General features: G+C 38.4%; 26 protein-coding genes, 1 pseudogene and 2 riboswitches. Of the genes and pseudogenes, 20 read left to right on the plus strand and 7 right to left on the minus strand.

Annotation, left to right across the window (positions count from 1 at the left end):
• Positions 1–170 precede the first annotated feature (170 nt).
• From wrbA to J2S06_RS00260, 3 genes are all read left to right on the plus strand, one after another.
• On the plus strand, positions 171–782 hold the full coding sequence (wrbA, locus tag J2S06_RS00250; RefSeq protein ID WP_419150913.1) for an NAD(P)H:quinone oxidoreductase: 612 nt from the start codon (positions 171–173) through the stop codon (positions 780–782).
• Between the two features lie 176 nt (positions 783–958).
• Positions 959–1,285 carry a rhodanese-like domain-containing protein gene (locus J2S06_RS00255; protein ID WP_044893327.1) on the plus strand — a complete coding sequence of 109 codons (327 nt, stop codon included), beginning with the start codon at positions 959–961 and terminating at the stop codon, positions 1,283–1,285.
• Between the two features lie 196 nt (positions 1,286–1,481).
• Positions 1,482–1,664: a sporulation protein Cse60 gene (locus J2S06_RS00260; protein WP_044893328.1), complete on the plus strand. Its 183-nt coding sequence runs from the start codon at positions 1,482–1,484 to the stop codon at positions 1,662–1,664.
• A gap of 386 nt (positions 1,665–2,050) precedes the next feature.
• Here the strand turns inward: J2S06_RS00260 and J2S06_RS00265 are convergent, their stop codons facing one another.
• The 4 genes from J2S06_RS00265 to J2S06_RS00280 are packed head-to-tail and all read right to left on the minus strand — an operon-like array spanning position 2,051 to position 4,737.
• Positions 2,051–2,902, minus strand: a complete 852-nt coding sequence (locus J2S06_RS00265; protein WP_419150914.1) for an energy-coupling factor ABC transporter ATP-binding protein — start codon at positions 2,900–2,902, stop codon at positions 2,051–2,053.
• On the minus strand, positions 2,899–3,687 hold the full coding sequence (cbiQ, locus tag J2S06_RS00270) for a cobalt ECF transporter T component CbiQ (protein ID WP_419150915.1): 789 nt from the start codon (positions 3,685–3,687) through the stop codon (positions 2,899–2,901). The genes J2S06_RS00265 and cbiQ overlap by 4 nt, the downstream gene beginning before the upstream one ends.
• Entirely contained in the window at positions 3,674–3,982 is a 309-nt protein-coding gene (locus tag J2S06_RS00275) for an energy-coupling factor ABC transporter substrate-binding protein (RefSeq protein WP_419150916.1), read from the minus strand. Before J2S06_RS00275 ends, cbiQ begins: the two co-directional genes overlap by 14 nt.
• Positions 3,979–4,737 carry an energy-coupling factor ABC transporter permease gene (locus tag J2S06_RS00280; protein WP_419150917.1) on the minus strand — a complete coding sequence of 253 codons (759 nt, stop codon included), beginning with the start codon at positions 4,735–4,737 and terminating at the stop codon, positions 3,979–3,981. Before J2S06_RS00280 ends, J2S06_RS00275 begins: the two co-directional genes overlap by 4 nt.
• A gap of 136 nt (positions 4,738–4,873) precedes the next feature.
• Positions 4,874–5,053: riboswitch (cobalamin riboswitch) on the minus strand.
• A gap of 167 nt (positions 5,054–5,220) precedes the next feature.
• A riboswitch (cobalamin riboswitch) is annotated at positions 5,221–5,416 on the plus strand.
• Between the two features lie 264 nt (positions 5,417–5,680).
• Here J2S06_RS00280 and J2S06_RS00285 point away from each other — a divergent pair.
• The 15 genes from J2S06_RS00285 to cobO are packed head-to-tail and all read left to right on the plus strand — an operon-like array spanning position 5,681 to position 19,234.
• The gene (locus J2S06_RS00285; protein WP_419150918.1) at positions 5,681–6,052 is read left to right on the plus strand and encodes a (2Fe-2S) ferredoxin domain-containing protein; all 372 of its coding nucleotides are present in this window, start codon (positions 5,681–5,683) and stop codon (positions 6,050–6,052) included.
• A 14-nt stretch (positions 6,053–6,066) separates the two neighbouring features.
• Positions 6,067–7,644 (plus strand): precorrin-3B C(17)-methyltransferase, encoded by a 1,578-nt coding sequence (cobJ, locus tag J2S06_RS00290; protein WP_419150919.1) that lies wholly within the window; start codon positions 6,067–6,069, stop codon positions 7,642–7,644.
• A 12-nt stretch (positions 7,645–7,656) separates the two neighbouring features.
• Positions 7,657–8,517, plus strand: coding sequence for a sirohydrochlorin chelatase (locus J2S06_RS00295; RefSeq protein ID WP_419150920.1), 861 nt, complete (start codon positions 7,657–7,659; stop codon positions 8,515–8,517).
• Positions 8,518–8,530: 13 nt separating this feature from the next.
• Positions 8,531–9,340: a precorrin-6A reductase gene (cobK, locus tag J2S06_RS00300; RefSeq protein ID WP_419150921.1), complete on the plus strand. Its 810-nt coding sequence runs from the start codon at positions 8,531–8,533 to the stop codon at positions 9,338–9,340.
• Positions 9,310–9,957 carry a precorrin-8X methylmutase gene (locus J2S06_RS00305; RefSeq protein ID WP_419150922.1) on the plus strand — a complete coding sequence of 216 codons (648 nt, stop codon included), beginning with the start codon at positions 9,310–9,312 and terminating at the stop codon, positions 9,955–9,957. The genes cobK and J2S06_RS00305 overlap by 31 nt, the downstream gene beginning before the upstream one ends.
• A gap of 3 nt (positions 9,958–9,960) precedes the next feature.
• Complete coding sequence (locus J2S06_RS00310) at positions 9,961–11,049, plus strand: cobalt-precorrin-5B (C(1))-methyltransferase (RefSeq protein ID WP_419150923.1); 1,089 nt, start codon at positions 9,961–9,963, stop codon at positions 11,047–11,049.
• Complete coding sequence (cbiE, locus tag J2S06_RS00315; protein WP_419150924.1) at positions 11,042–12,250, plus strand: precorrin-6y C5,15-methyltransferase (decarboxylating) subunit CbiE; 1,209 nt, start codon at positions 11,042–11,044, stop codon at positions 12,248–12,250. The genes J2S06_RS00310 and cbiE overlap by 8 nt, the downstream gene beginning before the upstream one ends.
• A 2-nt stretch (positions 12,251–12,252) precedes the next feature.
• Positions 12,253–12,954: a precorrin-2 C(20)-methyltransferase gene (gene cobI / locus J2S06_RS00320; RefSeq protein WP_419150925.1), complete on the plus strand. Its 702-nt coding sequence runs from the start codon at positions 12,253–12,255 to the stop codon at positions 12,952–12,954.
• The gene (cobM, locus tag J2S06_RS00325; RefSeq protein WP_419150926.1) at positions 12,951–13,724 is read left to right on the plus strand and encodes a precorrin-4 C(11)-methyltransferase; all 774 of its coding nucleotides are present in this window, start codon (positions 12,951–12,953) and stop codon (positions 13,722–13,724) included. The genes cobI and cobM overlap by 4 nt, the downstream gene beginning before the upstream one ends.
• Positions 13,721–14,848 (plus strand): cobalt-precorrin 5A hydrolase, encoded by a 1,128-nt coding sequence (locus J2S06_RS00330; protein ID WP_419150927.1) that lies wholly within the window; start codon positions 13,721–13,723, stop codon positions 14,846–14,848. The genes cobM and J2S06_RS00330 overlap by 4 nt, the downstream gene beginning before the upstream one ends.
• Before the next feature lie 14 nt (positions 14,849–14,862).
• Entirely contained in the window at positions 14,863–16,245 is a 1,383-nt protein-coding gene (locus tag J2S06_RS00335; RefSeq protein ID WP_419150928.1) for a cobyrinate a,c-diamide synthase, read from the plus strand.
• The gene (gene cobT, locus J2S06_RS00340) at positions 16,226–17,281 is read left to right on the plus strand and encodes a nicotinate-nucleotide--dimethylbenzimidazole phosphoribosyltransferase (protein WP_419150929.1); all 1,056 of its coding nucleotides are present in this window, start codon (positions 16,226–16,228) and stop codon (positions 17,279–17,281) included. Before J2S06_RS00335 ends, cobT begins: the two co-directional genes overlap by 20 nt.
• Complete coding sequence (locus J2S06_RS00345; RefSeq protein WP_419150930.1) at positions 17,278–17,907, plus strand: NAD(P)-binding protein; 630 nt, start codon at positions 17,278–17,280, stop codon at positions 17,905–17,907. The genes cobT and J2S06_RS00345 overlap by 4 nt, the downstream gene beginning before the upstream one ends.
• Positions 17,904–18,650, plus strand: a complete 747-nt coding sequence (cobA, locus tag J2S06_RS00350; protein WP_419150931.1) for a uroporphyrinogen-III C-methyltransferase — start codon at positions 17,904–17,906, stop codon at positions 18,648–18,650. The genes J2S06_RS00345 and cobA overlap by 4 nt, the downstream gene beginning before the upstream one ends.
• Positions 18,651–18,691: 41 nt before the next feature.
• Complete coding sequence (cobO, locus tag J2S06_RS00355; protein ID WP_419150932.1) at positions 18,692–19,234, plus strand: cob(I)yrinic acid a,c-diamide adenosyltransferase; 543 nt, start codon at positions 18,692–18,694, stop codon at positions 19,232–19,234.
• 327 nt (positions 19,235–19,561) lie between these two features.
• On the opposite strand, the pseudogene J2S06_RS00360 reads toward cobO, so the two are convergent.
• Positions 19,562–19,717, minus strand: a pseudogene (locus J2S06_RS00360) (NAD(P)/FAD-dependent oxidoreductase); the annotation flags it as partial.
• 167 nt (positions 19,718–19,884) lie between these two features.
• On the opposite strand from J2S06_RS00360, the gene J2S06_RS00365 reads away from it, so the two are divergent.
• Both J2S06_RS00365 and J2S06_RS00370 read left to right on the plus strand, forming a co-directional pair.
• Positions 19,885–21,498 (plus strand): putative polysaccharide biosynthesis protein, encoded by a 1,614-nt coding sequence (locus tag J2S06_RS00365; RefSeq protein ID WP_419150933.1) that lies wholly within the window; start codon positions 19,885–19,887, stop codon positions 21,496–21,498.
• Between the two features lie 19 nt (positions 21,499–21,517).
• Complete coding sequence (locus J2S06_RS00370; protein WP_419150934.1) at positions 21,518–22,243, plus strand: pseudouridine synthase; 726 nt, start codon at positions 21,518–21,520, stop codon at positions 22,241–22,243.
• A 109-nt stretch (positions 22,244–22,352) separates the two neighbouring features.
• Here J2S06_RS00370 and J2S06_RS00375 read toward each other — a convergent pair whose 3' ends face one another.
• Both J2S06_RS00375 and J2S06_RS00380 read right to left on the minus strand, forming a co-directional pair.
• Complete coding sequence (locus J2S06_RS00375) at positions 22,353–22,574, minus strand: DeoR family transcriptional regulator (protein ID WP_044893348.1); 222 nt, start codon at positions 22,572–22,574, stop codon at positions 22,353–22,355.
• Positions 22,575–23,126: 552 nt separating this feature from the next.
• Positions 23,127–24,431, minus strand: coding sequence for an NCS2 family permease (locus J2S06_RS00380; RefSeq protein ID WP_419150935.1), 1,305 nt, complete (start codon positions 24,429–24,431; stop codon positions 23,127–23,129).
• Positions 24,432–24,486: the final 55 nt, after the last annotated feature.

The following is a 24,486-nucleotide window of genomic DNA, read 5'->3' on the forward strand; positions in this document are numbered from 1 at the left end:
ACTGAAAATACTGGATAATTATTTCATAGACGGTTCAACATAATTGACTTTAATTATATATAATAGTATCATAATTCTTGAATTCGAGATATTTATGTTTTTATTTTCTTTCAAAGAATGGAGAAAATATAAGCATAAAATTTAAATCTATTCAGTTAGGAGTGATGAGGATGTCAAATGTAAAATTAGCGGTCATTTACTACAGTTCAACTGGTACAAACTACAAGTTAGCGAAATGGGCAGAAGAAGGAGCAAAAGAAGCTGGGGCTGAAGTGAAAGTGTTGAAAGTAGAGGAATTAGCTCCTGAGACAGCCATTGAATCCAATCCAGCATGGAAAGCGCATGTCGAGGCGACAAAAGATGTACCAACAGCTACTCTTGATGATTTAGAGTGGGCAGATGCGATCATCTTTAGTGTTCCAACTCGTTTTGGCAACGTACCATCGCAATTAAAGCAATTCCTAGATACAACTGGTGGCTTATGGGCACAAGGTAAATTAACGAACAAAGTAGTTAGTGCAATGTCATCAGCTGGAAATTCTCACGGTGGTCAAGAACAGACAATCCTTTCCCTTTACACGACAATGATGCATTGGGGAGCGATTATTGCTGCACCTGGGTATACGGACCAATCTGCTTTTGTTTCTGGTGGAAACCCTTATGGTACATCAGTAACAGTTGATCAAGAAGGAAATATGGTAGAAGATGTTGAAGAAGCTGTAAAACATCAAGCGAAGCGTACTGTTCAAGTAGCAGAATGGGTAAAGAAAGGTATGGAGTAAGTAAGAAAGATTCATTCAAGCTGGGATTTATCCCAGTTTTTTTATTACTTGCTAATAAGATATTAACCGTTGAAAATAAGGCAGCGAGATGATCATCAGTTTCCGACAAACAGGTTATATATATTGATGGTTGATCTGGTATAATAACGTTAGCAATTTTTAAAGGAGCTGGGAAAATGTCAGAAATAAAAGAAATTACACCATCAGAACTTGAAGAAAGGCTAAAAAAAGGTGAAAAGCTTGAACTAATTGATGTCCGTGAAGAAGAAGAAGTAGAAGAAGGGATGATCAAGGAGGCAAAGCATATTCCGATGGGAGAGATCCCAAATCAACTCGATCAATTTGAAAAAGACAAAGAATATATTTTTATATGCCGTTCAGGTCGAAGAAGCGAAAATGTTTGCTTGTACTTACAAGATCAAGGATATCAAGTCGTGAATATGGTTGGCGGAATGCTTGAATGGAAAGGTGAAACCATTCCGAAAAGTCAAATCAAGAAATAACATCACTTAAAAGAGGCTCTTCCAATTGTGTAAAGTGACACAAATAGTTGGGATAGCCTCTTTTATTTTGGTTGTTTTCATAAGCTATAGTAAAGCCATAATCTTTGCGAAAAGAGCTTTATTTTAGAGTAAGCTTGTCATCTTATGGCACAAAAAAGAATATAATGGTATCAAAAACATTGGGGGGTGTAAAGAAATGTATAAAGTCGCTATCTTTGATGAAGAACATGAAAAGGATTTAGAGCAAGAAGTCAATGAGTTTTTATCAACACTGTCAGAAAAGCAGTTTATCGATATTCAATATCGAATATCTACTGCATGTGATCAAAAAGGGGAACAAATTTACTGCTTTTCTGCCATGATTTTATACCGAGCATAAAGAAAAAAGATTAAAAGATGGTAATCGTCCTTTCAAGCCTTATATTTTTTAAAAGCATATGATCATTCTATGATGACAACTCAAATTTTTCATTTCTGATTAACTTTCCCTTATATGTTTGATGAATCCTCAATGCTTTTTCTCTTAATGATTTCATTTCTTCACGCCCTTCAATAAGATTGTTGTATTATTGCAGGATATATTTATTGTTAAGTATTATATAACATAATATTCTGAATTGACAATCTCTTTTAGTTTAAAAATGAAATAATTGAAAAAAATTCAGCCATCACTTGTGTTAATATGCCCGGCCTAACTCTCTTTCCTTTTTAGTATGGTTATCCATAATTGAATAAAAAAAGAGGGGGTGTCGAGACTCTCCCCCTCTATTTACGGCAAGTTTTATTGGAAATGGCGTTTTTTAACTGTTGAATGAGCTGTTTTTTATTAAGATTTTTAGATGATGCTTCGTCTAAAGGCGATACGAGCTTTTGCAATACATACATCCAAGGAAGGTCGAGATGACAAGATTGAATCGTATCTTCTTCTTTGAAAACGGTGAACGGACTTCCTTGAAGGACAATTTTTCCTTTATGTAATACGATCATTTCATCTGCCCATTCATAGGCAAGTTCGATGTCGTGTGTTGAAAGGATAATCGTTTTACCTTGTAAATGAATGTTATTTAACAATTCGATCATTTTTTTGGAATAATACGGGTCTAATCCTGCAGTTGGCTCGTCGAGAATGAACATTTCAGGATTAATGGCTAAAATACCTGCTATTGCAACACGTTTTTTTTCACCTATACTTAAAGAATGAATCGATCTGTCTTTAAGATGGTAAGTATCTGTTTCAATCATCGCTTGTTGAACTAGCTTTTCTATTTCTTTTCCATTTATACCTACATGATAGAGACCATAGCATATATCTTCAAAAACAGTAGGCATAAACAATTGCGAGTCAGAATCTTGCAGCACAATTCCAACAGCTTTCCGCAATTTTTGAATCGCTTTTTTATTGTAGGAAAGCGGATGGCCGCAGAAATAAATGGTTCCACTTGTTGGTTTTAGTAAACCGTTTAATAGGAAGAATAGTGTGGATTTGCCCGCGCCGTTATTTCCAAGAACGGCAATTTTTTTGTTTCTCTTAATCGATAAAGTAATATTTTGTAATGCGGTTTGTCCATGCGGATATTGATATGATACGTTTGAAAGGGTGAACATAACTTCATTCATTTCCACATCGTCCTTAAGAAATATAAAATGATGAGAAAACATATATACCAGTACACGTTCAAAATGCTTCTTTTCGAAAAGGAACTTTCATGAATTTGTACATATTCAAATGAACCATCTCCACGAATTTCAAGCGCTCTTTGTAACTCGTTTGCTCGATTGAGCGCTTGTATAAATAACGATGACACAAGTGATGATAAAGAAGTTAGAGATTTGTAAAACGATTGATACCCTTGGCGTATTTGTTGGGCTACGTAAATTTGTTTAGCTGTATGAAAGAAAAGAAATAAAAAGCGATATGAAAATGCGATTAAATCGATTAAAAGCTGTGGAGCTTTCAACCATTTCAAAACATATAAAACTTCATGAAAAGGTGTCGTTAGTAAGAAAAAATACAGAATGCTAATGGATGTGATGGAAATAAAAAATAATGTTACAGCAGCATCAACTTGTTGTTTAAGGATGTAGATGTGAAAAGGCCCATAATGTTGATAAAACAGAACGGAATCTCCTTGCACGAACGAAGTCGAAATTGAAAAAACAATGGATATGATGCTTAATAAAATAAAAGAAAATGGTAATCGCAATAGCTTCCCATAAACGTTTATCGGTATTTTAGCGTGAAAAATAATAAGTAAACTCATCGTCATAAATAATATCGCTGATACAAATGCATCCTTCATCCACAGCGTAAAGAGTAGCGAAAAAAAACTGATGATGAACTTTTTAACTGGATGAACGCTTCGCAATGCATTTCGGTATGAGTAATAATCAATAGTCATCATCGTGTTCTACTAATTGTCCCTTCTCTTTATATTTAAATCGTGCCTTAGCAAAGCCGAATGCATAGCCGATAAACGCCGCTCCACCGGCAGCTTGTAAGGCGAAAAGGAAGCTTTCTACCTCTCCACTATTTGGTTCCCATAGATTTGTAAACCACGGTTCATAAAATGGATTGATATTCTCTATTGTTTCCATAGCCTTCCCATCAGCTCCGGAAAATTCTTTGTTGGATAAAAATACAAGTGGCAGGACGATCATCGAAACAGCGAGCAATAAGAGAATCACGTTCGTTTTCACCTTGTTTCAGCCTCCTTCCAAGATAATAGTGTTAATTCACGAGAATTGTATTTTAATAAATAATTCATTGTCATGACAGTTAAAATGCCTTCTGTAATGGCTAATGGCAGCTGTGTCATTCCGAAAATGGCGGTAAACTTTGCAAATGCACCGATGAAACCGCTTGTTCCGTCTGGAAAGGCGAGAGCAAGCTGGAAAGAGGTCATCATATATGTTGATAAATTTCCAATTGCTGCACTTATAAAAATTGCAAGTTTCATATTCATTTTTAGTTTTTTAAAAAATTTGAATAAAAAATAGGTTGCAAAAGGACCGACCACACCCATCGAAAATGTATTTGCTCCAAGGGTCGTAATCCCACCATGTGCTAAAAGCATCGCCTGGAAAAACAGTACAATAAATCCTACAACGGTCATGACGGTTGGACCGAATAAAATCGTTCCGAGTCCTACCCCTGTTGGATGAGAGCTACTTCCTGTAACAGAAGGCAGCTTTAGAGCTGATAAGACAAAAGTAAAAGCGGTACTAACTCCAAACATTGTTTTGAGATCAGGAGCAAGAGTAAGCTTTTGTTGGATCGTTCTTACCCCTTTTATTAAAAAGGGAATGGTCATTGCCCACCAAAAAATCACCCATTTAATCGGCAAGAATCCTTCCATTATGTGCATCGCATATACATGCTGATAAGAAAAAGACCAAAAATACATAGCAGCGAATATGGTGATACAAGATAATATCATGAACCTTTTTTGCATTAAATAACCCCCATTTCATGATTTGAGCAAATAAAAAAGCATTTTAACCTAAGGGATGGTTAAAATGCTAGTACGTCAATAAAACATTTAAACATATAGACATTTAAGCACTAACGTAACCTATATCCCGTAGGTTGTTAGGTTTTTGAAATAGGCAGGTCTCCTGACTTATCTTCATTGCTCCCTGCGTCTTCCCGTTTTCACAGTGACATGATGCAGGTTGCTCAGACTTACAGTGGCGGGAACCGTGTCGGACTTTCACCGAGCTTCCCTTTTAAGTTGTTCATGGAACAACACCTATTTCAAATTCTCATATTCATTTACTATGGTTTAGTATAATTTGAAAAATGAAATGTTGTCTACAATTTTTCGAAAAAATTTTTTCTTGCCAACTTTCAAGGTTTCTTGATAAAGTAAAAATAACAACTTTAGAGAAGACAAGTTTATATTACCAAAAATTAAAAATTATGCAATTAAAAACTGAATAAAACGTTTAAAAGTGCTTAAGGTTGCTTTAGGCAACGCTTAAGATAATAGGGAAATCGGTGCAAATCCGATGCAGCCCCCGCTACTGTGAGCGCTGATGAAATTGTTATAGACCACTGGCATATTTGCTGGGAAGGTGACAAGAGTAAAATGAAGCGCGAGCCAGGAGACCTGCTTTTAAACGTAGCAATCCGCATCTTTCGGAGGGAAGGATGGGATGAGAGGAAGCTTATGTTGAAAAATAGCTTGTTCAAATCCTTAATTCCGTCTGGAGTTAAGGATTTTTTATTTTCGCTCTTTTCTAAAAGATTGTCGCTTTATTTTAGCTCTTTGACTGTCATAGGCAAGCGATACGTTTGCTATGTCACGCTTGTAGTGTGAGTCGGAAAGCAACAAAGTTTACGAAAACAGCCTTTAATTTTAATACCAATAATTTGAGTTTGGGGGAATCGGGATTATGGCAACATGGAATTTAAATGGAACGAAACATCATGTTTTCATTTGTAATGGCAGTAGCTGCATGAGAAAAGGGGGAGAAGAAGTCACCATGGCCATCCGTGAAGAAATAACAAAATGCGGGTTAGATTCTGTCGTTCATACAAGTAGAACGCGATGTAATGGGCGATGTCAAGATGCATGTGTGGTAATCGTTTATCCAGAAGGTATGTGGTATGAAGGTGTGACAGAGAATCTTGGCCGGGAAATAGTCAAAGAACATTTGCAGCACGGGAAGCCAATTGAGCGTTCAATCAGCTACAGAATGACAGATGTTGGTATGCAGCTTCAAAACAATCGTCCAATCGGAAAGACTAAAGCAGCAGCAAAATAAGGGAGGGCTACGTATTGTCAGGGAAATTATTCATTATTGGATTCGGTCCAGGTAGCGTGAAACATTTTACAGAAAGAGCAAAGGAAGCGATTCGTGAAAGTGATTGCATAATTGGCTATAAAACGTACATTGAATTAGTCCGTGACTTAATTGGCGAAAAAGAAGTGATTAGTACGGGAATGTCTGAAGAAGTGACGCGTGCTATAAAAGCGGTCAAGCTCGCTGAACAAGGACGGAAGGTAGGAGTCATTTCTAGCGGCGATGCAGGCGTTTATGGAATGGCGGGATTAGTTTACGAAGTTTTAGTCGAAAGGGGATGGACGGAGAAAGACGGAGTAGAAATGGAAGTAATACCGGGAATATCTGCTATTAACTCTTGTGCGTCCCTTCTTGGTGCACCCATTATGCATGATGCCTGTACGATTAGTTTAAGTGACCATCTAACCCCATGGCATATTATTGAAAAACGATTGGAAGCTGCAGCAAAAGCTGATTTTGTCCTTGCATTATACAACCCAAAAAGCGGAAAAAGGACGAGACAAATCGTAGAGGCGCAAAAAATTTTATTAAAGTATCGTTCAAGAGAAACTCCTGTCGGTTTAGTCAAAAGTGCTTACCGTGAAAGGCAAAAGGTTGTGATCACAACACTTGGTGACATGCTTGAGCACGAAATCGGCATGCTAACAACGGTAATTATTGGAAATTCAACATCGTTTCGATATGAAAATAAGATCATTACACCAAGAGGATACCAGCGCAAATATACGTTAAGAAAAGAAGAACAACCATTAAAACCACATGAACGCTTACGGAAGGAAAATGAACCGTGGGCATTACATGGAGGAAAAGAAGAAAATGACGCTCCTCTGGATTTAGCCAATGAGGCGTTAAGTAAAGTGAAAAATGGGAAATCGACTGTACCGATCGTTCATCACGTTCAAGAAAGCATTTTAGAGTTCGCAGTAAGTCCAGGGTTAGCGAATAAACAATTTACTCCTGAACAATTAAAGACATTAGCAGAGGTTGTTGGGGAAAAAGGAACAATGGAATATACGCCGCATCACCAAATTTACGTGAAAATTCCGACGAATAATCGCGAGAAAGTAACAGCACCTCTAAAAAAAGTAGGATTACTCCTTTTGCCTGTTGGAAATGTATTAACAATTAAAGCTTGTGATTTTTGTGATGGTGAAAAATCAGATTCTATTCCTTATTTAAACGAATTATATGAGCACATCGGTGGGATGGAGCTGCCAAAAGAATTGAACATTGGCTTTAACGGATGTGGGATGGCGTGTTATGGAGCGGTTCATGAAGATATCGGCATTGTGTACAGAAAAGGAAAATTCGATTTGTTTATAGGGGCAAAGCCTGTTGGGAGAACCGCTCACCCAGGGCAATTAGTCGCAGAAGGAATACCGCCAGAACAAATCGTAGATGTCGTTTCTGGCATCGTCCATGAATATAAAGAAAAAGGTTATCCAAATGAACGGTTTTTCAAGTTTTTCAAACGTGTAAAGGAAGTTCAAGGATTTGTCTATCGCGATATTACTCCCAAAATAGATGTAAACCCAGCACCATGTGGGGACTAAAGGAGGAAGATGATGGAAAGAGCAGTGCTGTATGTCGGACATGGAAGCCGTGATCAAGAAGGAAATGAGGAAGTGAAACAAGTTGTTCAAAGTTTGAAAAGAAAGGTGAATGAACCGTTCATCATTGAAACGTGCTTTCTTGAATTTCAAGAGCCAGATGTGAAAGATGGGATCGAGGCGTGTATACAAAAAGGGGCAACGGAAATTGCTGTTATTCCGATCATGATGCTTCCAGCCGGACATTCGAAAATTCATATACCAATGGTCATCGACGAGGCGAAAAAAAAGCACCCAGCCGTCAAGATTTCGTATGGTAAACCGATTGGCGTACACCCATTAACTTTAGAGATTTGTAAAGAGAGATTAGAAGAAATAGGAGAGAATGTCACGAAGCCGGATGAACATACAGCCATTCTCCTTCTCGGAAGAGGCGGGAGTGATCCTGACGCTAACAGTGATTTATTTAAAATATCACGGTTATTATGGGAAAAATTGAACTATCCAATTGTTGAGACGGCTTTTATGGGGGTGACATCTCCGTTATTAGAAGAGGGAGTGGAACGCATCATAAAGCTTGGTGCGAAAAAAATTATTATTGTTCCTTACTTCCTTTTTACAGGGATCTTAATAAAACGTCTTCAAAAGCAAGTCGAACATTTTAAACAAAAGTATTGCGGTATTCAATTTTCACTAACACATTATTTTGGTTTTCATCCTTTACTTGAAGATATTTTACTTGAACGGACAGAAGAAACATTAACTGGATCCGTTGCGATGAATTGTGACACATGTCAATACCGCATAGAGATAACAAATCATCTGGAAGGTCATCACCATCACCACCACCATGAACATCATCATAGTAGTTCATAAAGGGGGACCGAAAATGATTTTGTTTCTAGCAGGGACGAGTGATGCGAAAGAATTGGCCCTTTTGTTATTTAAAGAGGGATATGAACTCATTGCTTCTGTAGTAACTGAAAATGCCGCCAACGAATTAAAGCAAGTCCAAATTCCAGTAAGGGTCGGCCGTATGAATGAAGAAAAGTTTGAACGATATGTAATCGAGCAAAGGATCGAAGTAATGATCGATGCAAGTCATCCATTTGCAGAGGAACTATCTCGCACTGCCATGAAAGTAGCGAAAAAAGTCAGCATTCCATACATACGTTATGAACGCGAAAGCAAAAGTTACGATCATAGGCTAGTAACGTATGTGAATCATTACGAGGAAGCAGCTGAACTAGCTGCTCAGAAAAAAGGAGTTATATTTCTTACGACAGGAAGTAAAACGTTACAAATATTTACTGAACAATTACTGAATTTACCGAATACGAGATTAATAGCCCGAATGCTCCCGAGAAAAGACAATATGGAAAAATGTGAAGCACTCGGTCTTCCTCAAAAAAATATTGTGGCGATTCAAGGACCGTTTACGAAAGAGTTTAACAAAGCTTTATTCAAACAATACGGTGTAACTTTAATGATTACGAAAGAAAGCGGCAAAGAAGGAGCAGTTGACGAAAAGCTTGAAGCGGCACTGGAGCTGAACATTGAAACCATTATGATAAAGAGGCCAAAAATGAAGTATGAAACGATGTTCCATACTTTTGAAGATGTTCTTAATCACGTTCGAACATTGAGGAAAAAAGGAGGAAATGACGAGTGGATTTTAAAACGGAGTTTAAACCAATAACTGTACAGCCGCAACAAATTGAAGGGAAAAGCTTTGAAATCATTGATCAAGAAATAGGTCCTCATTCATTTACAAAGGAGCAATACCCTATTGTTCAACGAGTCATTCATGCTTCAGCAGACTTTGAACTCGGCAAACGTTTACTGTTTCACCCTGATGCGATAAGGGCTGGGATTGAAGCGATTAAAAATGGAAAAAAAGTCGTTTGTGATGTTCAAATGGTACAGGTTGGGATTAGCAAACCGCGGCTAGAAAAGTATGGCTGTGAAGTAAAGGTATATATTTCCGACGAAGATGTTATCGAAGAAGCGAAGCGATTAAACACAACTCGTGCGATTATTTCCATGCGAAAAGCAGTGAAGGAAGCAGAAGGTGGAATTTTTGCGATCGGAAACGCTCCTACAGCTCTATTAGAATTAATTCGTCTAGTAAAAGAAGGAGAAGCAAAGCCAGGACTTATTATCGGTCTTCCCGTCGGTTTTGTATCAGCTGCTGAGTCGAAGGAGGAGCTGGCAAAATTAGATATACCATTTATTACGAACGTTGGAAGGAAGGGAGGAAGTACAGTTACAGTCGCAGCATTAAACGCTATTTCTTTGCTTGCTGAACGTGTGTAAAAAATGAAGACGAACAAAAAACTTCGTGAAGGATTTACAACTGGAGCTTGTGCTACTGCTGCTGTAAAAGCTGCCTTAACGGCTTTAATTACAGGCGAACAACAAACAGAGGCTACTATTTATCTACCCGTTGGTCGATTTGCAACCTTTCAAGTGATAGACTGTTTCATTGATGGAAAGTCTGCTGCTGCTACTGTAATAAAAGATGGTGGAGATGATCCTGACGTTACACATGGAGCCAAAATCGGTGCTGCCATTTCGTGGATCAAAGAAAATCATATTTTACTAGATGGCGGAGAAGGGGTAGGACGTGTTACGAAACCAGGATTGCCTGTACCAGTTGGGGAAGCAGCGATCAATCCTGTTCCTCGAAAAATGATCATGTCTGTTGCAGAAGAAGTGTTGAAAACATTTCAAATCAATCGTGGGATAAAAATCATCATCTCGGTTCCTAATGGAGAAGAAATCGCTGAAAAAACATTAAATAAACGGCTCGGAATTGTCGGCGGTATCTCGATATTAGGAACGAGAGGGATTGTTGTTCCTTTTTCTACAGCTGCTTATCGTGCAAGTATTGTACAAGCACTTCAAGTAGCGAAGGCAAATCATTGTGAGCATGTTGTCATCACAACAGGGGGGAGAAGTGAAAAATATGCTATGAAGCAATATCCACATCTGCGGGAAGAAGCATTTATAGAAATGGGCGATTTTGTAGGATTTACACTTAAACATTGCAAACGTCTCGGAATGAAGAAAGTTTCAATGGTCGGTATGATGGGGAAATTTTCAAAGGTTGCACAAGGTGTTATGATGGTTCATTCCAAAAGTGCCCCAGTTGATTTCGGATTTTTGGCAAAAGTCGCTGAGGAGGCTGGAGTTAAGGAGCCTCTATTAACAGAAGTTCGAAACGCAAATACTGCTTCTCAAGTAGGAGAATGGATGGCGCAGCATGGTTATCACCAATTTTTTAAGCATTTATGTCATTATTGCTGTCAACAAGCTTTATGTGAAGTGAATGGTGGATTACACATAGAAACGACTTTATACACATTAAAAGGGGAGAAACTAGGAGAGGCGGATTTAAATGGGTGAAGCGATAAAGCTAATCGGAATTGGAGATAACGGAAAGGAAAGTTTGCTGCCAATCTATGAAAAATGGATTTACGAAAGTGACATTCTTGTAGGTGGAGAAAGGCATCTTTCTTTTTTCCCTGACTATAATGGCGAAAAAATCTCGATTAAAAAAGGATTGAAGGAATTAGTCAATCGTCTACAACACGAAACAAAGAAAATCGTGATTTTAGCGTCAGGTGATCCGTTATTTTATGGAATTGGCAGTTTTTTAGCATCGAAAATAAATCTTGATATATATCCGAATGTCAGCTCCGTACAGCTTGCATTCGCTCGAATGGGAGAAAAATGGCAAGATGCCTATATGACGAGTGTTCATGGAAGAAGTATGAAAGGTTTAGCACAACGGATCGATGGAAAGGAAAAAGTGGCGCTATTAACAGACGAACAAAACAGTCCGAATGAAATTGCAAAATACTTATTATCCTTCAATATGACTGAATATGAGGCATTCGTTGCTGAAAATTTGGGAGGGGAGCTTGAAAGATGTGGTTATTACACATTGGAAGAGATGGCACAGGCAACTTTTTCACCTTTAAATGTTGTCATTCTTAAAAAAGTAAAGCCTTCCCCTTCCTGGACATTTGGAATTGATGATCAAGAGTTTTTGCAACGAAAGCCAGAAAAAGGGTTAATTACGAAAAAGGAAGTTCGAATATTGTCTTTAAGTGCTTTACAATTAACACCTGCTAGCATCGTATGGGATATCGGAACATGTACCGGATCTGTTGCTATTGAAGCAAGTAAAATTGCAACAGAAGGAGCGGTATATGCAATTGAAAAAAACGAGCATGACATCGAAAACTGTTTAGAAAATATGAAAAAATTTCGTTCTGATATAACGGTAGTTCACGGGTGCGCACCTGAAAGACTGGATGAATTTCCAAATCCAAATGCCATTTTTATCGGAGGGACTTCAGGGAATATGGATGAAATTTTAGACGTCTGCACAAAACGATTGGAGCCAAATGGGCGCATCGTCGTGAATGTTGTGACCATTGAAAATTTAGCAGCTGCCTTAAAAGGATTAAAACAAAGAGAGTTTGATGTGGACATAACGTCTGTTCAAGTTTCAAGAAGTAAGCCGATTTTGTCCTTAACACGATTTGATGCATTAAACCCGATCTACATAATAACGGCTAAAAGAAAGGGAGAGGTTTGAAGGTGATTGGTACATTGTATGGTGTAGGAGTCGGTCCAGGCGATCCAGAATTAGTGACGGTAAAAGCATACCGTATATTAAAGGAAGCACATGCCGTTTGTTATCCGAAAAAACGAAAGGGAAGCAAAAGCTATGCCCAGCAAATTATTGATGTATATATCAATCCACATGAAAAAGATATGCTTGGACTCATCTTTCCGATGACAAAGGATGAAACGATTTTAAAGCGTGAATGGACAAAGACGGCAAATCTTTTGTGGGAAAAGCTAAGAGAAGGAAAAGACGTAGCTTTTGTCACGGAGGGTGATCCTCTTTTATATAGCACGTTTATACATGTTATGAACATCATGAGAGAGAAATATCCTGAGGTAAACATTAACATCGTCCCAGGCATTTCTTCGATCAACGGTGCTAGTGCTCAGCTAAAAATTCCATTAGCAGATGGAGATGAGCATGTAGCGATTATACCAGCAAGAGACGACTATGAAACAATGAAAAAAGCTATACTCGAAAACGATTGTATTATTTTTTTAAAGGTAGCGAAAGTCATCGATTTAATGATTGAAATCCTTGATGAGCTTCAATTGCTGCATAAAGCTCATGTTGTTACGAAGGCCACGTCAAAGGAAGAAATCGTTTGGAACGTGAAAGAGCTGAAAGGGATGGAACTTGAATATTTAACCTTAATGGTGGTGAGAAAATGAAGGTGTACTTTATTGGAGCAGGTCCGGGAGCGAAAGATTTAATTACAGTACGTGGACATCAACTTATTCAAGAAGCGGATGTCATTTTTTACGCAGATTCTTTAGTGAATGAACAATTGTTAGAAGATGCAAAGCCATCATGTGAAATTTTCAAAACAGCACGGATGCATTTACAAGAAATGATCGATATGATGGTCGCTCGCGTAAAAGAAGGAAAAAACGTGATTCGCCTTCATACAGGTGACCCATCTGTATTTGGAGCAATAATGGAACAAATTTCTTTATTAAAGCGAGAAGGGATTGAAGTCGAGATTGTCCCAGGAGTAAGCTCTGTTTTTGCCTCTGCTGCGGCATTAGGAGCAGAGTTAACCATTCCGGATTTAACTCAAACGGTCATATTAACAAGAGCAGAAGGACGGACCCCAGTTCCACAGCTAGAAAAGCTTTCCGAGCTAGCCAAACATCATTGTACGATCGCTTTATTTTTAAGCGCAACATTAACGAAAAAGGCCGTAAAAGAGCTATTAAATGCTGGATGGGATGAACAAACACCAGCAGCGGCCGTTTATAAGGCAACATGGCCTGATGAAAAAATTGTTCGGACAACTATTGGACAATTAGATGAGGAAATGAAAAAACATGGTATTAGGAAACAAGCGATGATCTTAGTCGGATGGGCACTTGATGAACAAATACACGAAAAAGATTACCGCTCTAAATTATACGATCCACAGTTTACACACGGCTTTCGAAAAGGGGTGATGAGATGACGGTCAGTTTAACAGAAAATGCCCCAATATTGATAAAGCGAACGCACCCTTATGCGGTCGTGGCCATCACGAAGCATGGTGTTCATATTGCAAGAACACTATTGAAAACCTTTCAGCAAGTAGATGTATATTATATGAAAAAATTCGAGAGTGGAGATGAACAAGAAAGGGGCATTCAGCTTTTTGAAGGAAGTGTTCGACTTTTAATCCCCTCTTTATTTCAAACATATAAAGGGATTATTTTCATCATTTCTTTAGGTGCGGTTGTTCGCATGATTGCTCCCATTTTGAAAGATAAAAAGACAGATCCGGGTGTTGTCGTGATCGATGATAAAGGAGAAAATGTTATTAGTGTATTATCGGGGCATTTAGGCGGTGCGAATGAACTAACAAGAGAAGTAGCCAAAGCATTAAATGCTAATCCGGTTATTACAACCGCTTCTGATGTACAACAGACAATACCAGTTGATCTATTCGGCAAAAGGTTTGGATGGGAATGGGACTCTCCTGAAAATTTAACATCTGTAAGTGCAGCTGTTGTTAATGAAGAACAAATTGCAATTGTACAAGAAAGCGGAGAACGTCATTGGTGGGATTATGATAAACCATTACCGACACATATAAAGGTGTATAAAAACATGGATGAAGCAAAGAAAGCAAATCCGGATGCCGTTTTAATGATTACACATCGGATTTTATCCGCCGAAGAAAATGAGTTTTTAGCAAACGGGGTTCTGTATCGTCCAAAGGTGATCGTACTCGGCATCGGGTGCAACCGCGGAACGTCATCACAAGAAATAGAGGCGGTCATCCACGAGACATTGCTAAAGTTAAATGTTTCCATAAAAAGTGTCAAAGCGATCGCAACAATCGATTTAAAGAAAGATGAAAAAGGATTAAGAGAGGTAGCACAGAAATATCATTGGCAGTTTGTCTATTATCATCCTGAACAATTAAATAGTGTTCCAATTGATTTCTCTTCTGAAACGGTATTTAAATATACGGGGGCATACGGTGTGAGTGAACCAGCTGCTAAATTATATAGCGGTTCCAATCAACTTTTATTGAAAAAGAAAAAGAGCGGCAATGTAACTATTTCTGTCGGTCTGATCAAACATACATAGAAAGTGGGAGTATAATGAGGAGAGTGGTGATTGCTGGAACAGGCAGCGGCGTAGGAAAGACGACGATAACGATTGGATTAATGGCAGCATTTGCAAAGAGAGGCTATACGGTACAAGGATTTAAATGCGGTCCAGATTATATTGATCCTTCCTATCATACAGCTGTTACGAATAGAGCTTCTAGAAACTTAGATAGCTGGATGTTAAAAAAAGAAACGGTGAAGGAAATATTTTTAAACGGAAGTGAGGGGGCCGATTTATCGATCATTGAAGGAGTTATGGGCTTTTATGATGGAAAAGATCCACTTTCAAACGTTGGAAGTACAGCTGATATTAGCGTCATTACAAATAGTCCCGTCATTCTCGTTGTTAACTGTGCAAGCTTGGCTAGAAGTGCAGCTGCGATTGTAAAAGGATTTCAAGCTTTATCAAATGAAGTAAACATTGTCGGTGTCATTGCTAATCAGGTTGGCAGTGAAGGGCATTATAAACTCGTAAAGGCAGCGATTGAACAAGAGTGCCAAGTGCCAGTCGTCGGTTATTTAAGACGAGATGAGCATTTAACGATTCCTGAAAGGCATTTAGGGTTAATTCCTTCTATTGAAAGAGGGGAACTCGATTCCTTTTTTCAATTCCTAGGAGAAATGGTATCGGAAACGATTGATTTAAATAAAATTTATGAATTAGCTGATGCTCCGCCGATCGAGATCAATCATAAACCCATTTTCAAAAAAGCAGCAGAAAAGCATATCCGAATCGCCATTGCAAAAGATCAAGCCTTTCATTTTTATTACCCAGAAAATTTGGAGCTGCTATCAGCATATGGAGCTGAACTCGTATTCTTTTCACCGTTGAAAGGAGAGAAAGTTCCAAAAAACGTTCATGGATTATATATCGGAGGAGGATTTCCAGAAGAATTTGCCGAAAAGTTAGCCAAAAACGCCAAAGTGAAGTCCTCCATTAAAAAGGCAATTGAAGATGGAATGCCGACATTGGCAGAATGTGGAGGGTTTATGTATTTAACAGAGACCATTGAGACGACAGAAGGTAAACAGTATGAAATGGTTGGGGCTATAAGAGGAAAAGTACGGATACACAACAAATTAGCAGCTATAGGCTATCGAGAGGTTAGAGGAGAAAAAGGAAACTATTTACTGCCAAGTGGTTTTGCTGCCAAAGGGCATGAATTTCATTATTCAACGTATGAAGCTGAAAATGATCTTCCTTTTGCGTATGACATAAAAGGTTTGCGAAAAGAACAAAAAGAAGGTGTTCGACTAGGAAATCTAGTAGCTGGTTATACACATATACATTTTGCTTCTTGTCCAGAACTCGTTCATAATTGGGTGAAGCAATGCCAACGATACAAAGAAGGTGATGAACTTGTACATGAATAAAATCCCCCCTTTGAATAAAGAAATGGGAAGAAAGGTTAAAGATTATATTGATACATTAACGAAGCCAAGAGGGAGCTTAGGAAAGTTGGAAGACTTGGCTATAACCCTTGCGGAAATGACGAAAAGTCCGTATCCGACCGTGACACCGCCTGGGGTTATCATCTTTGCGGCGGACCATGGTGTGGCAGAAGAAGGAGTTTCAGCTTATCCGAAAGAGGTCACTAAACAAATGGTGATGAACTTTGTCCGAGGTGGAGCAGCTATTAATGTTTTCTCAAGGCAAATCAGTGCCATCTTTTCGATTGTTGATATTGGTGTTGATGGTGATGTGCTTCAGCCGGAAGTGCGGCAAAGAAAGGTTCGAAATGGTACTGAAAATTTTTTGTATGCACGAGCTATGACGCGAGAGGAAGCAAAGAAAGCGGTTCAAATTGGGATGGAAGAAGGAGAACGGCTCATCCAAAAAGGTGTAAAATGTTTCATTATTGGTGAGATGGGGATTGGCAATACTACATCTTCAAGTGCACTATTATATGCGATTACTTCAAAACCACTTTCAGATATCGTTGGCTATGGAACAGGAATTTCAGAAGATCAAAAAAAGCAGAAGGAAAAAGTGATTAAACGAGCCATTGAGCTGCATAAACCGAACCGTGAAGATGGGTATGACCTTCTCTCTAAAATCGGAGGGTTTGAAATTGCAGGCATGGTTGGTGCGATGTTAAAAGCAGCAGAACATCAAATTCCTATATTGCTAGATGGATATATTTGTACAGTTGCAGCGTGTGTGGCCAAAATAATAAATCCGAACGTGTGCCATTACATGATAGCAACGCATTGTTCCGTTGAATACGGCCACAAAATCGCTTTACAATTTATCGAGAAGGAACCTTTGCTTGATTTAAAGCTTCGCCTAGGTGAAGGCAGTGGCGCGGCTGTTGCCTTCCCTTTAATCGTTTCAGCAACTCTGATGGTCAATGAAATGACTACGTTTTCTGAAGCAGGAGTTTCAAGCGAACGTGAGGAGACGAAATGATGCATTATCCAGCGATGCTTAATTTAACGGGTAAGAAAGCTGTCGTGGTCGGTGGTGGACAAGTTGCGGCAAGAAAGGTTCAATCTTTATTGAAAGCAAATGCAGAAGTAACAGTCATTAGTCCGACACTTACAGAACCATTACGTCAATTTGCAGATCAACAGCGCATTGTTTGGAGAGAGAAGCCGTTTGAGCCGAGGGATATTCGAGGGGCCTTCTTAGTTATTGCGGCTACAAATAGCCGAGTAGTAAATGATGAAGTGTTTAAAGCAGCAAATGAATATCAACTCATTAATATAGTCGATGATCCAAGTAATAGTAATTTTATCGTACCAGCCGTATTTCAAAGAGGGAAGCTGGTCATGTCCATTTCAACGAGCGGTGCTTGTCCTGGATTAGCGAAACAAATCAAAAGAGATTTGGAAAAACATTATGACGATCGTTATGAAGAGTATTTATCCTTTCTCGAAAGCTCCAGGAAAGAAGTTATTCATACGATGAATGATGATAAGCAAAAACGAGCCATGTTGAAGGAACTACTACATCCACGATTTTTACAAATGTCTGGAATCGAGAGGCAGGAAGAGTTTCAACAAATCATGAAGAAAAGTAGGGGAACGTCATGAACGAAGGAAAGGTGTATATTGTTGGAGCAGGACCTGGTGATCCAAAGCTGATTACCGTTTATGGACTTGAATGTATTCAGAAAGCAGACGTGATCGCTTATGATCGTTTAATAAACGATGATCTGCTCAAGCATGCCAAAAAAGGGGCAGAGCTTATTTATTGTGGGAAGGAGCCGGGAAAACACAGGCTTATTCAAGAGCAAATCCATCAGCTTTTAGTGGAAAAAGCGTTACAAGGGAAAGTCGTAACTCGTTTAAAAGGTGGAGATCCTTTTGTATTTGGACGTGGTGCAGAAGAAGCGAACGTATTGGCGAAATATGACATACCTTATGAAATTGTTCCAGGAATTACAGCTGGAATTGCTGCCCCTTTATATGCTGGAATACCTGTAACGTATCGTCATTTAGCTTCTTCTTTTGCAATCGTAACAGGACATGGGCGTGCTTATAAAGGAGAAGACAACGTTCACTGGGAAGCGTTGGCAAAAGGGATTGACACGATTGCTTTTTATATGGGAGTCGGTAACCTGCATTATATTTGTGAACAGTTAATGAAGCATGGAAAGGATCCAAAAACACCTGTTGCGGTCATCCAGTGGGGGACTTATAGGAAGCAAAAAACCGTCATAGGGGACTTAACGTCTATCGAAAACCGTGTAAAAGAGGAAAGTGTAACACACCCCGCTATTGTCCTTGTTGGAGAAGTTGTCAAGATCCGCGAGCAAATTCAATGGTTTGAATAGGTAATTCAAAATCAATCGATAAACGTGTAAGGGGCATAAAAATGAAACAAAATAAAAAAGGAAAAATACTGATATATACGGGAGACGGAAAAGGAAAAACAACAGCAGCTTTAGGTTTGGCCATACGTGCACTTGGTAGAGGCTTACGTGTATTGATCATACAATTTATTAAATCACCAGAACGCACATATGGTGAAAAAATCATCTTTGAAAAGCTCGGAGTGGAAATCGTTCAAAAAGGGGCTGGATTTACGTGGACGAAAACACCTGAAGAACATCGCCAAGCATTAAAGGATGCGTGGCATTTTACGAAGGAAAAAGTTTATTCAGGAGAATACGACCTTATTATTTTAGATGAGTTGAATAATGCATTAAGCATTACGACCTTTAACATTGATGATGTATTGCCTTTACATGAAGTTCTACAACTAATGGAAAACAAACCGCATCATTTGCATTTAGTCATCACGGGAAGAAAGGCAAAAGAAGAAGTCAAAAATAAAGCAGATTTAGTTACAGAGATGAGGCTTATAAAGCATTATTTTTCAGAAGGAACGAAAGCGATAAAGGGCATTGAATTTTAGAAGGGTCAGGAGTTAATCGTCTGACCCCTCAGACTGTTGACAAACGCTTGCATTCTTTGTTACTTCGCCCTCTTCGAATGCTCATGACCGTACTTGGTAACTCCGCTTCTCATCGGGCTCGTGCCTCGAATATCAAGCGCTTTCATTCAGTCTGAAAATTCCCTTTTCAATAGACTTTGTCTACAAACTCAAGGGTCAGGAGTTAATCGTCTGACCCTTTCGCATATATTGCAGCGTTTTTCCCAGCAAGACGTCCTGTTTTCTCATTCAAGTGACTATGTACAAATTTCTATTCAAGGTATTGTGAACCTAGAATATGTGAGGGGTCGTTACATTGCAACGCCCTCCACCCGAAATGGCAAGTTTTCTCCCAAGTTTATTTCCTTTTTCCACAAGTAAAACGTTTGCACCTTGTTCTCCTACAGCAATGGCAGCCATAAGTCCAGAAGGTCCACCACCAATGACAATGACATCATATTTCATTTACGTCACGACCTTTATGAAATTTTCATTTTTTCATTATAACGAATCAAAAATAAGGGAACAACATGAAAAATTGTCCGGAAAGGTTGTATCAGATTTAAACGAGATTGTGATAAAATAATAAAGTTAAATATGAATATTAAATATTACATAATGGTGAGTGTGATATGTCAAATAAATTATTGCGAGGCACAATCATTTTAACATTAGGAACCTATATTTCCCGCTTTTTAGGAATGATTTATGTCATTCCGTTCTTTGCTTTAGTTGGTGAAACGGGTGGAGCGTTATTTCAATACGGTTATGTTCCATATACTGTTTTTTTGAGCATTGCTACAATGGGCTTTCCATTAGCTGTCTCAAAATTCGTCTCAAAATATAATTCCATTGGTGATTACAAAACGAGTCGGAGAATGTTTAAATCTGGCATTATTTTTATGTTCTTAACGGGAATGATTGCATTTATCATTCTGTATGTTATGGCGCCGTTTTTTGCCCAACAATTTTTAGTACAAGAAAAATTAGGTGATGTTACGTTAGAGGATGTTGTGTTTGTCATACGCATGGTCAGCATGGCCCTTATCGTTGTTCCTGTGATGAGCTTGATTCGCGGTTTCTTTCAGGGGCATCAATCAATGGGGCCAACGGCTGTTTCTCAAGTCGTTGAACAAATTGTGCGAATTGTATTTCTTCTTGCATCTTCGTATCTCATTTTAAAAGTATGGCATGGCGATTTAGTCACAGCAGTCGGATATGCTACATTTGCCGCATTTGTCGGAGCGATTGGTGGATTAATCGTGTTATTAAGCTATTGGTTTAGAAGGAAGCATAAACTTCTAGCTATGCAAGAAAACACTGTTCCTCCATCTAACATACCATTGAAACAAATGTTTACAGAATTATTCCGATATGCAGGACCATTCGTTTTTGTCGGTTTAGCTATTCCGCTTTACCAATATATTGATACGAATACATTTAATAAAGCGATGATTCAAATCGGCAAAGCAGAAAATTCCCAAGAGCTACTTTCGATCGTAAACTTCTGGGTGAATAAAATTGTCATGATTCCTGTTTCATTAGCAACTGCCTTCGGTTTAACACTTGTACCAACCATTACGAAGTCACATACAGAGAACCATTATAGCTTGCTTAATACACAAATTAATCAAACGTTTCAACTATTAATGTTTCTTGTTTTACCTGCAGCTGCCGGATTATCGATCTTGTCTCAGCCTGTTTATATGCTTTTTTATAATGAAAATGAAGTGGGAGGAAATATTCTCGCAGCGTATGCACCAATTGCTATATTATTTTCTTTTTTTACCGTGACGGCGGCCATTTTACAAGGAATCAATAAACAAAAGCTTGCAGTGATTAGTTTAGTTTTCGGATTAATCATTAAAGCAAGTGTCAATATTCCACTCATTATGTCCTTTCAAGCATATGGATCCATCATGGCCACGGCTTTAGGCTTTTCATGTTCACTTTTATACAGCTTTGCCATGATTAAAAGGCATGCTGGCTATACTTATAAACAATTTATGAAACGGTCCGTATTGATGGGTATTTTTACGATTTGTATGAGTATTGCCGTATTAGCAGTTTATTCTGTCTTATCCCTTTTTATGGACTTTCGTGATGGCAAGATGGAAGCGGCGATGATCTTATTCATTAGTGTAGCAATAGGAGCAGGAACTTATTTGTACTTGGCGAGCTACTCTGGTTTACTGCAGCTTTTGGTCGGTTCTCGATTCAAAAAATGGAAGCAAAAAGCCGTTTAAAGACAAGGAGGTGAACCATTTGCGTATTGATAAATTGCTGGCGAATATGGGTTTCGGTAGCCGGAAAGAAGTGAAAAAGCTATTAAAAGCTGGTGTTGTGAAAGTAGACGGAAATGTAATGACTGACAGAAAGGAGCATGTCGATCCAAATGTTCAAGATATAACGGTTAATGGTGAGCCAATTGTATATAAAGAACACGTTTATTTCATGATGAATAAGCCTAGAGGGTATTTATCGGCTACAGAAGATGCAGTCCAAAAAACGGTTTTAGATTTATTAGAATATGAAGATCTCATCTATAAGCCATTCCCAGTCGGACGTCTTGATAAAGATACAGAAGGATTGTTGCTATTAACGAATGATGGACAACTAGCACATCAGCTCACATCTCCCAAAAAGCATATACCTAAAAAATATTTTGCTACCATTTTAGGAGAAGTAACAGAAGAGGATATTCATACCTTTCAAAAAGGAGTCCTCTTGGATGATGGATATCAAACAAAGCCAGGTAAACTAGAAATTATGGAGTCCGGTCCAAAGTCAACCATTTACTTAACGATTACAGAAGGAAAATTTCATCAAGTAAAAAGAATGTTTGAAGCAGTTGGGAAAAAAGTGTCATATTTGAAGCGAGTCGAAATGGGGGCGTTGCAACTAGATGAGGATTTATTGACTGGAGAGTACCGTGAATTGACGGAGGAAGAAATTCAACAATTAAAAAATGCAAAACCTATTGATTTATAAGTGACGAAGGTATATAGTAATTATTCGGTAAGGAGTGGCAGAAAAAAAGAACCTATTGTAAGGTTCTACATATATATAAAGGTTCTTATTTTTGTTTGTTAATCATAAATTAAGATGACATCTTTACTTTCTTCTTTGTAGTCGTCCATTTACCTCTTGATGGGCTATGCACCAAATCGTTATATGCTAACACGTTTAAGTCTCGTTGTACAGTTCTTGGTGTAATTCCAAATTCATCAACAAGTTCTTGTGTTGTAACCGTTCCTTTTTCCTGAATGAACATGTAGACAGATTTGATACGAGTTAGCATACGGTTTGTTGAAGGTTTCAAAAAACCACTCCTTATCGTTTTATGAATCCCTTTAGCCTTTTACAACCGAGCTGTTTTAAAATCTTAAGATGTCATGTTTTCTGTATTAAGTTGTTCATACGCTACAATTCTATTTTACACGATATTAGGTATGACATTCTAGTGATCGAGGTAATTTTACATAATTTTAATAAAAAAATGTTAATTATTTGTTTTTTCATTAACCTATATGAAAAAATTTGAAATTTATGATTATTTTAATACTCTCCCTTTTTAGTATAAAAAGCGTTGGACAGCTGATTGCCCAACGCTTTTTTGGTTGGCTATTTTCGTAAAATTTGTTGCTTTTCGACTGTCCATGAACCGAACAAAGCACGTGGTCGGACAAATGATATTTGTCCGACCATCACCTTTTGTTCGGTTCACGTCACATTAATGTGTGACATAGCAAGCGTGTCGCTTGCTTGGACAGTCGAAAAGCTATGGTTGTAAAGCAACAATCTTTTAGAAAAGAGCCTTTTGGTTAAAGTAATAAAATGGAACAACGCTCGGCGCTCTTGTTCATGATTAAACTTAATGAGCGCCAAGGAAGAAAAGCTGGTAGAAGAATAAAGCTGCGAAAATATATAGGAACGGATGAACTTGTTTAGCTTTTCCTTTAACAATTTTCATTAAAGGGTAGGAAATAAACCCTAAAGCAATTCCTGTTGCAATACTTGAGGTAAGCGGCATGCTTAAAATGACTAAAAAGGCTGGGAAAGCTTCGTCAATCTCTTTCCAATTAATTTCGGCAATCGCTCCCATCATTAAACTTCCAACGATAATAAGCGCTGGAGCGGTAATCGCTGATACACTTGAAACGGCGGCGATGGTTGGACTAAAAAAGGCGGTAAAGCAGAATAAAATGGCTACAACGAGAGACGTTAAGCCTGTCCGCCCACCTGCAGCAACTCCTGAAGATGATTCGATATATGCGCTTGTTGGCGAAGTTCCAAACATGGCTCCGATCGTTGCCGCAATCGAATCAGAAAGAAGTGCTTTTCGGGCGCGAGGCATTTCATTGTCCTTCATTAATCCTGCTTGTTTAGCTACACCAATCATCGTACCAGTCGTATCAAAGATCGTAACAATTAGGAAAGAAAAGACAACCGTATATAAACTATATTGTATAACATCACCTAGAGCTGTCACCGGATTTGCGACAATGATTCCTTCTGGAAGCTTCGGTAAAGATGTAAAACCGTTTTGAAATGAAAGCTGGCCAGTAAAGAAAGCGATGAAGCCTGTCGCGATCATTCCAATAAATAGAGCACCATGAATGTTTCGGCTCATCAGGATAAGCGTTATGGCTAAACCAGCAAGTGCTAGTAAAACAGATGGTGAATGCAAATCGCCAAGAGTAACTAAATTTGTTGGATGATCAGCAATAATTCCCGTCATTCTTAAGCCAATAAAAGCAATAAAGAGTCCAATACCAGCTGTTATCCCATTTTTTAAACTATTCGGAATCGATTCGATTAATTGCTTTCGAAAAGGTGTTAATGAAAGAATGATGAAAATGATACCAGCAATGAAAACAGCAGAAAATGCTACTTGATAGGAAATATTCTCATGAGCTCCAACTACGGTGTAGGCAAAATAGGCGTTTAAGCCCATCCCTGGTGCAATAGCAATTGGATAATTAGCCGAAAGGGCCATCCAAAGAGTTCCAATGACAGTGGCAATAATAGTCGCAGTAAATACTTGATCGAATGGTACGCCGGCATCCGAAAGAATAATTGGGTTCACAACTACGATATACACCATTGTTAAAAAAGTTGTTAAGCCCGCAATAATTTCTGTTTTCACATTTGTCCCATTCTCTTTTAAGTTAAACATCGGAAACCTCCTGTAAATACGAACATTTTTTCAAGACATTTATTATAATATTCGT

Source organism: Bacillus alveayuensis (assembly GCA_030812955.1).
Lineage (GTDB): Bacteria > Bacillota > Bacilli > Bacillales > Aeribacillaceae > Bacillus_CB > Bacillus_CB alveayuensis.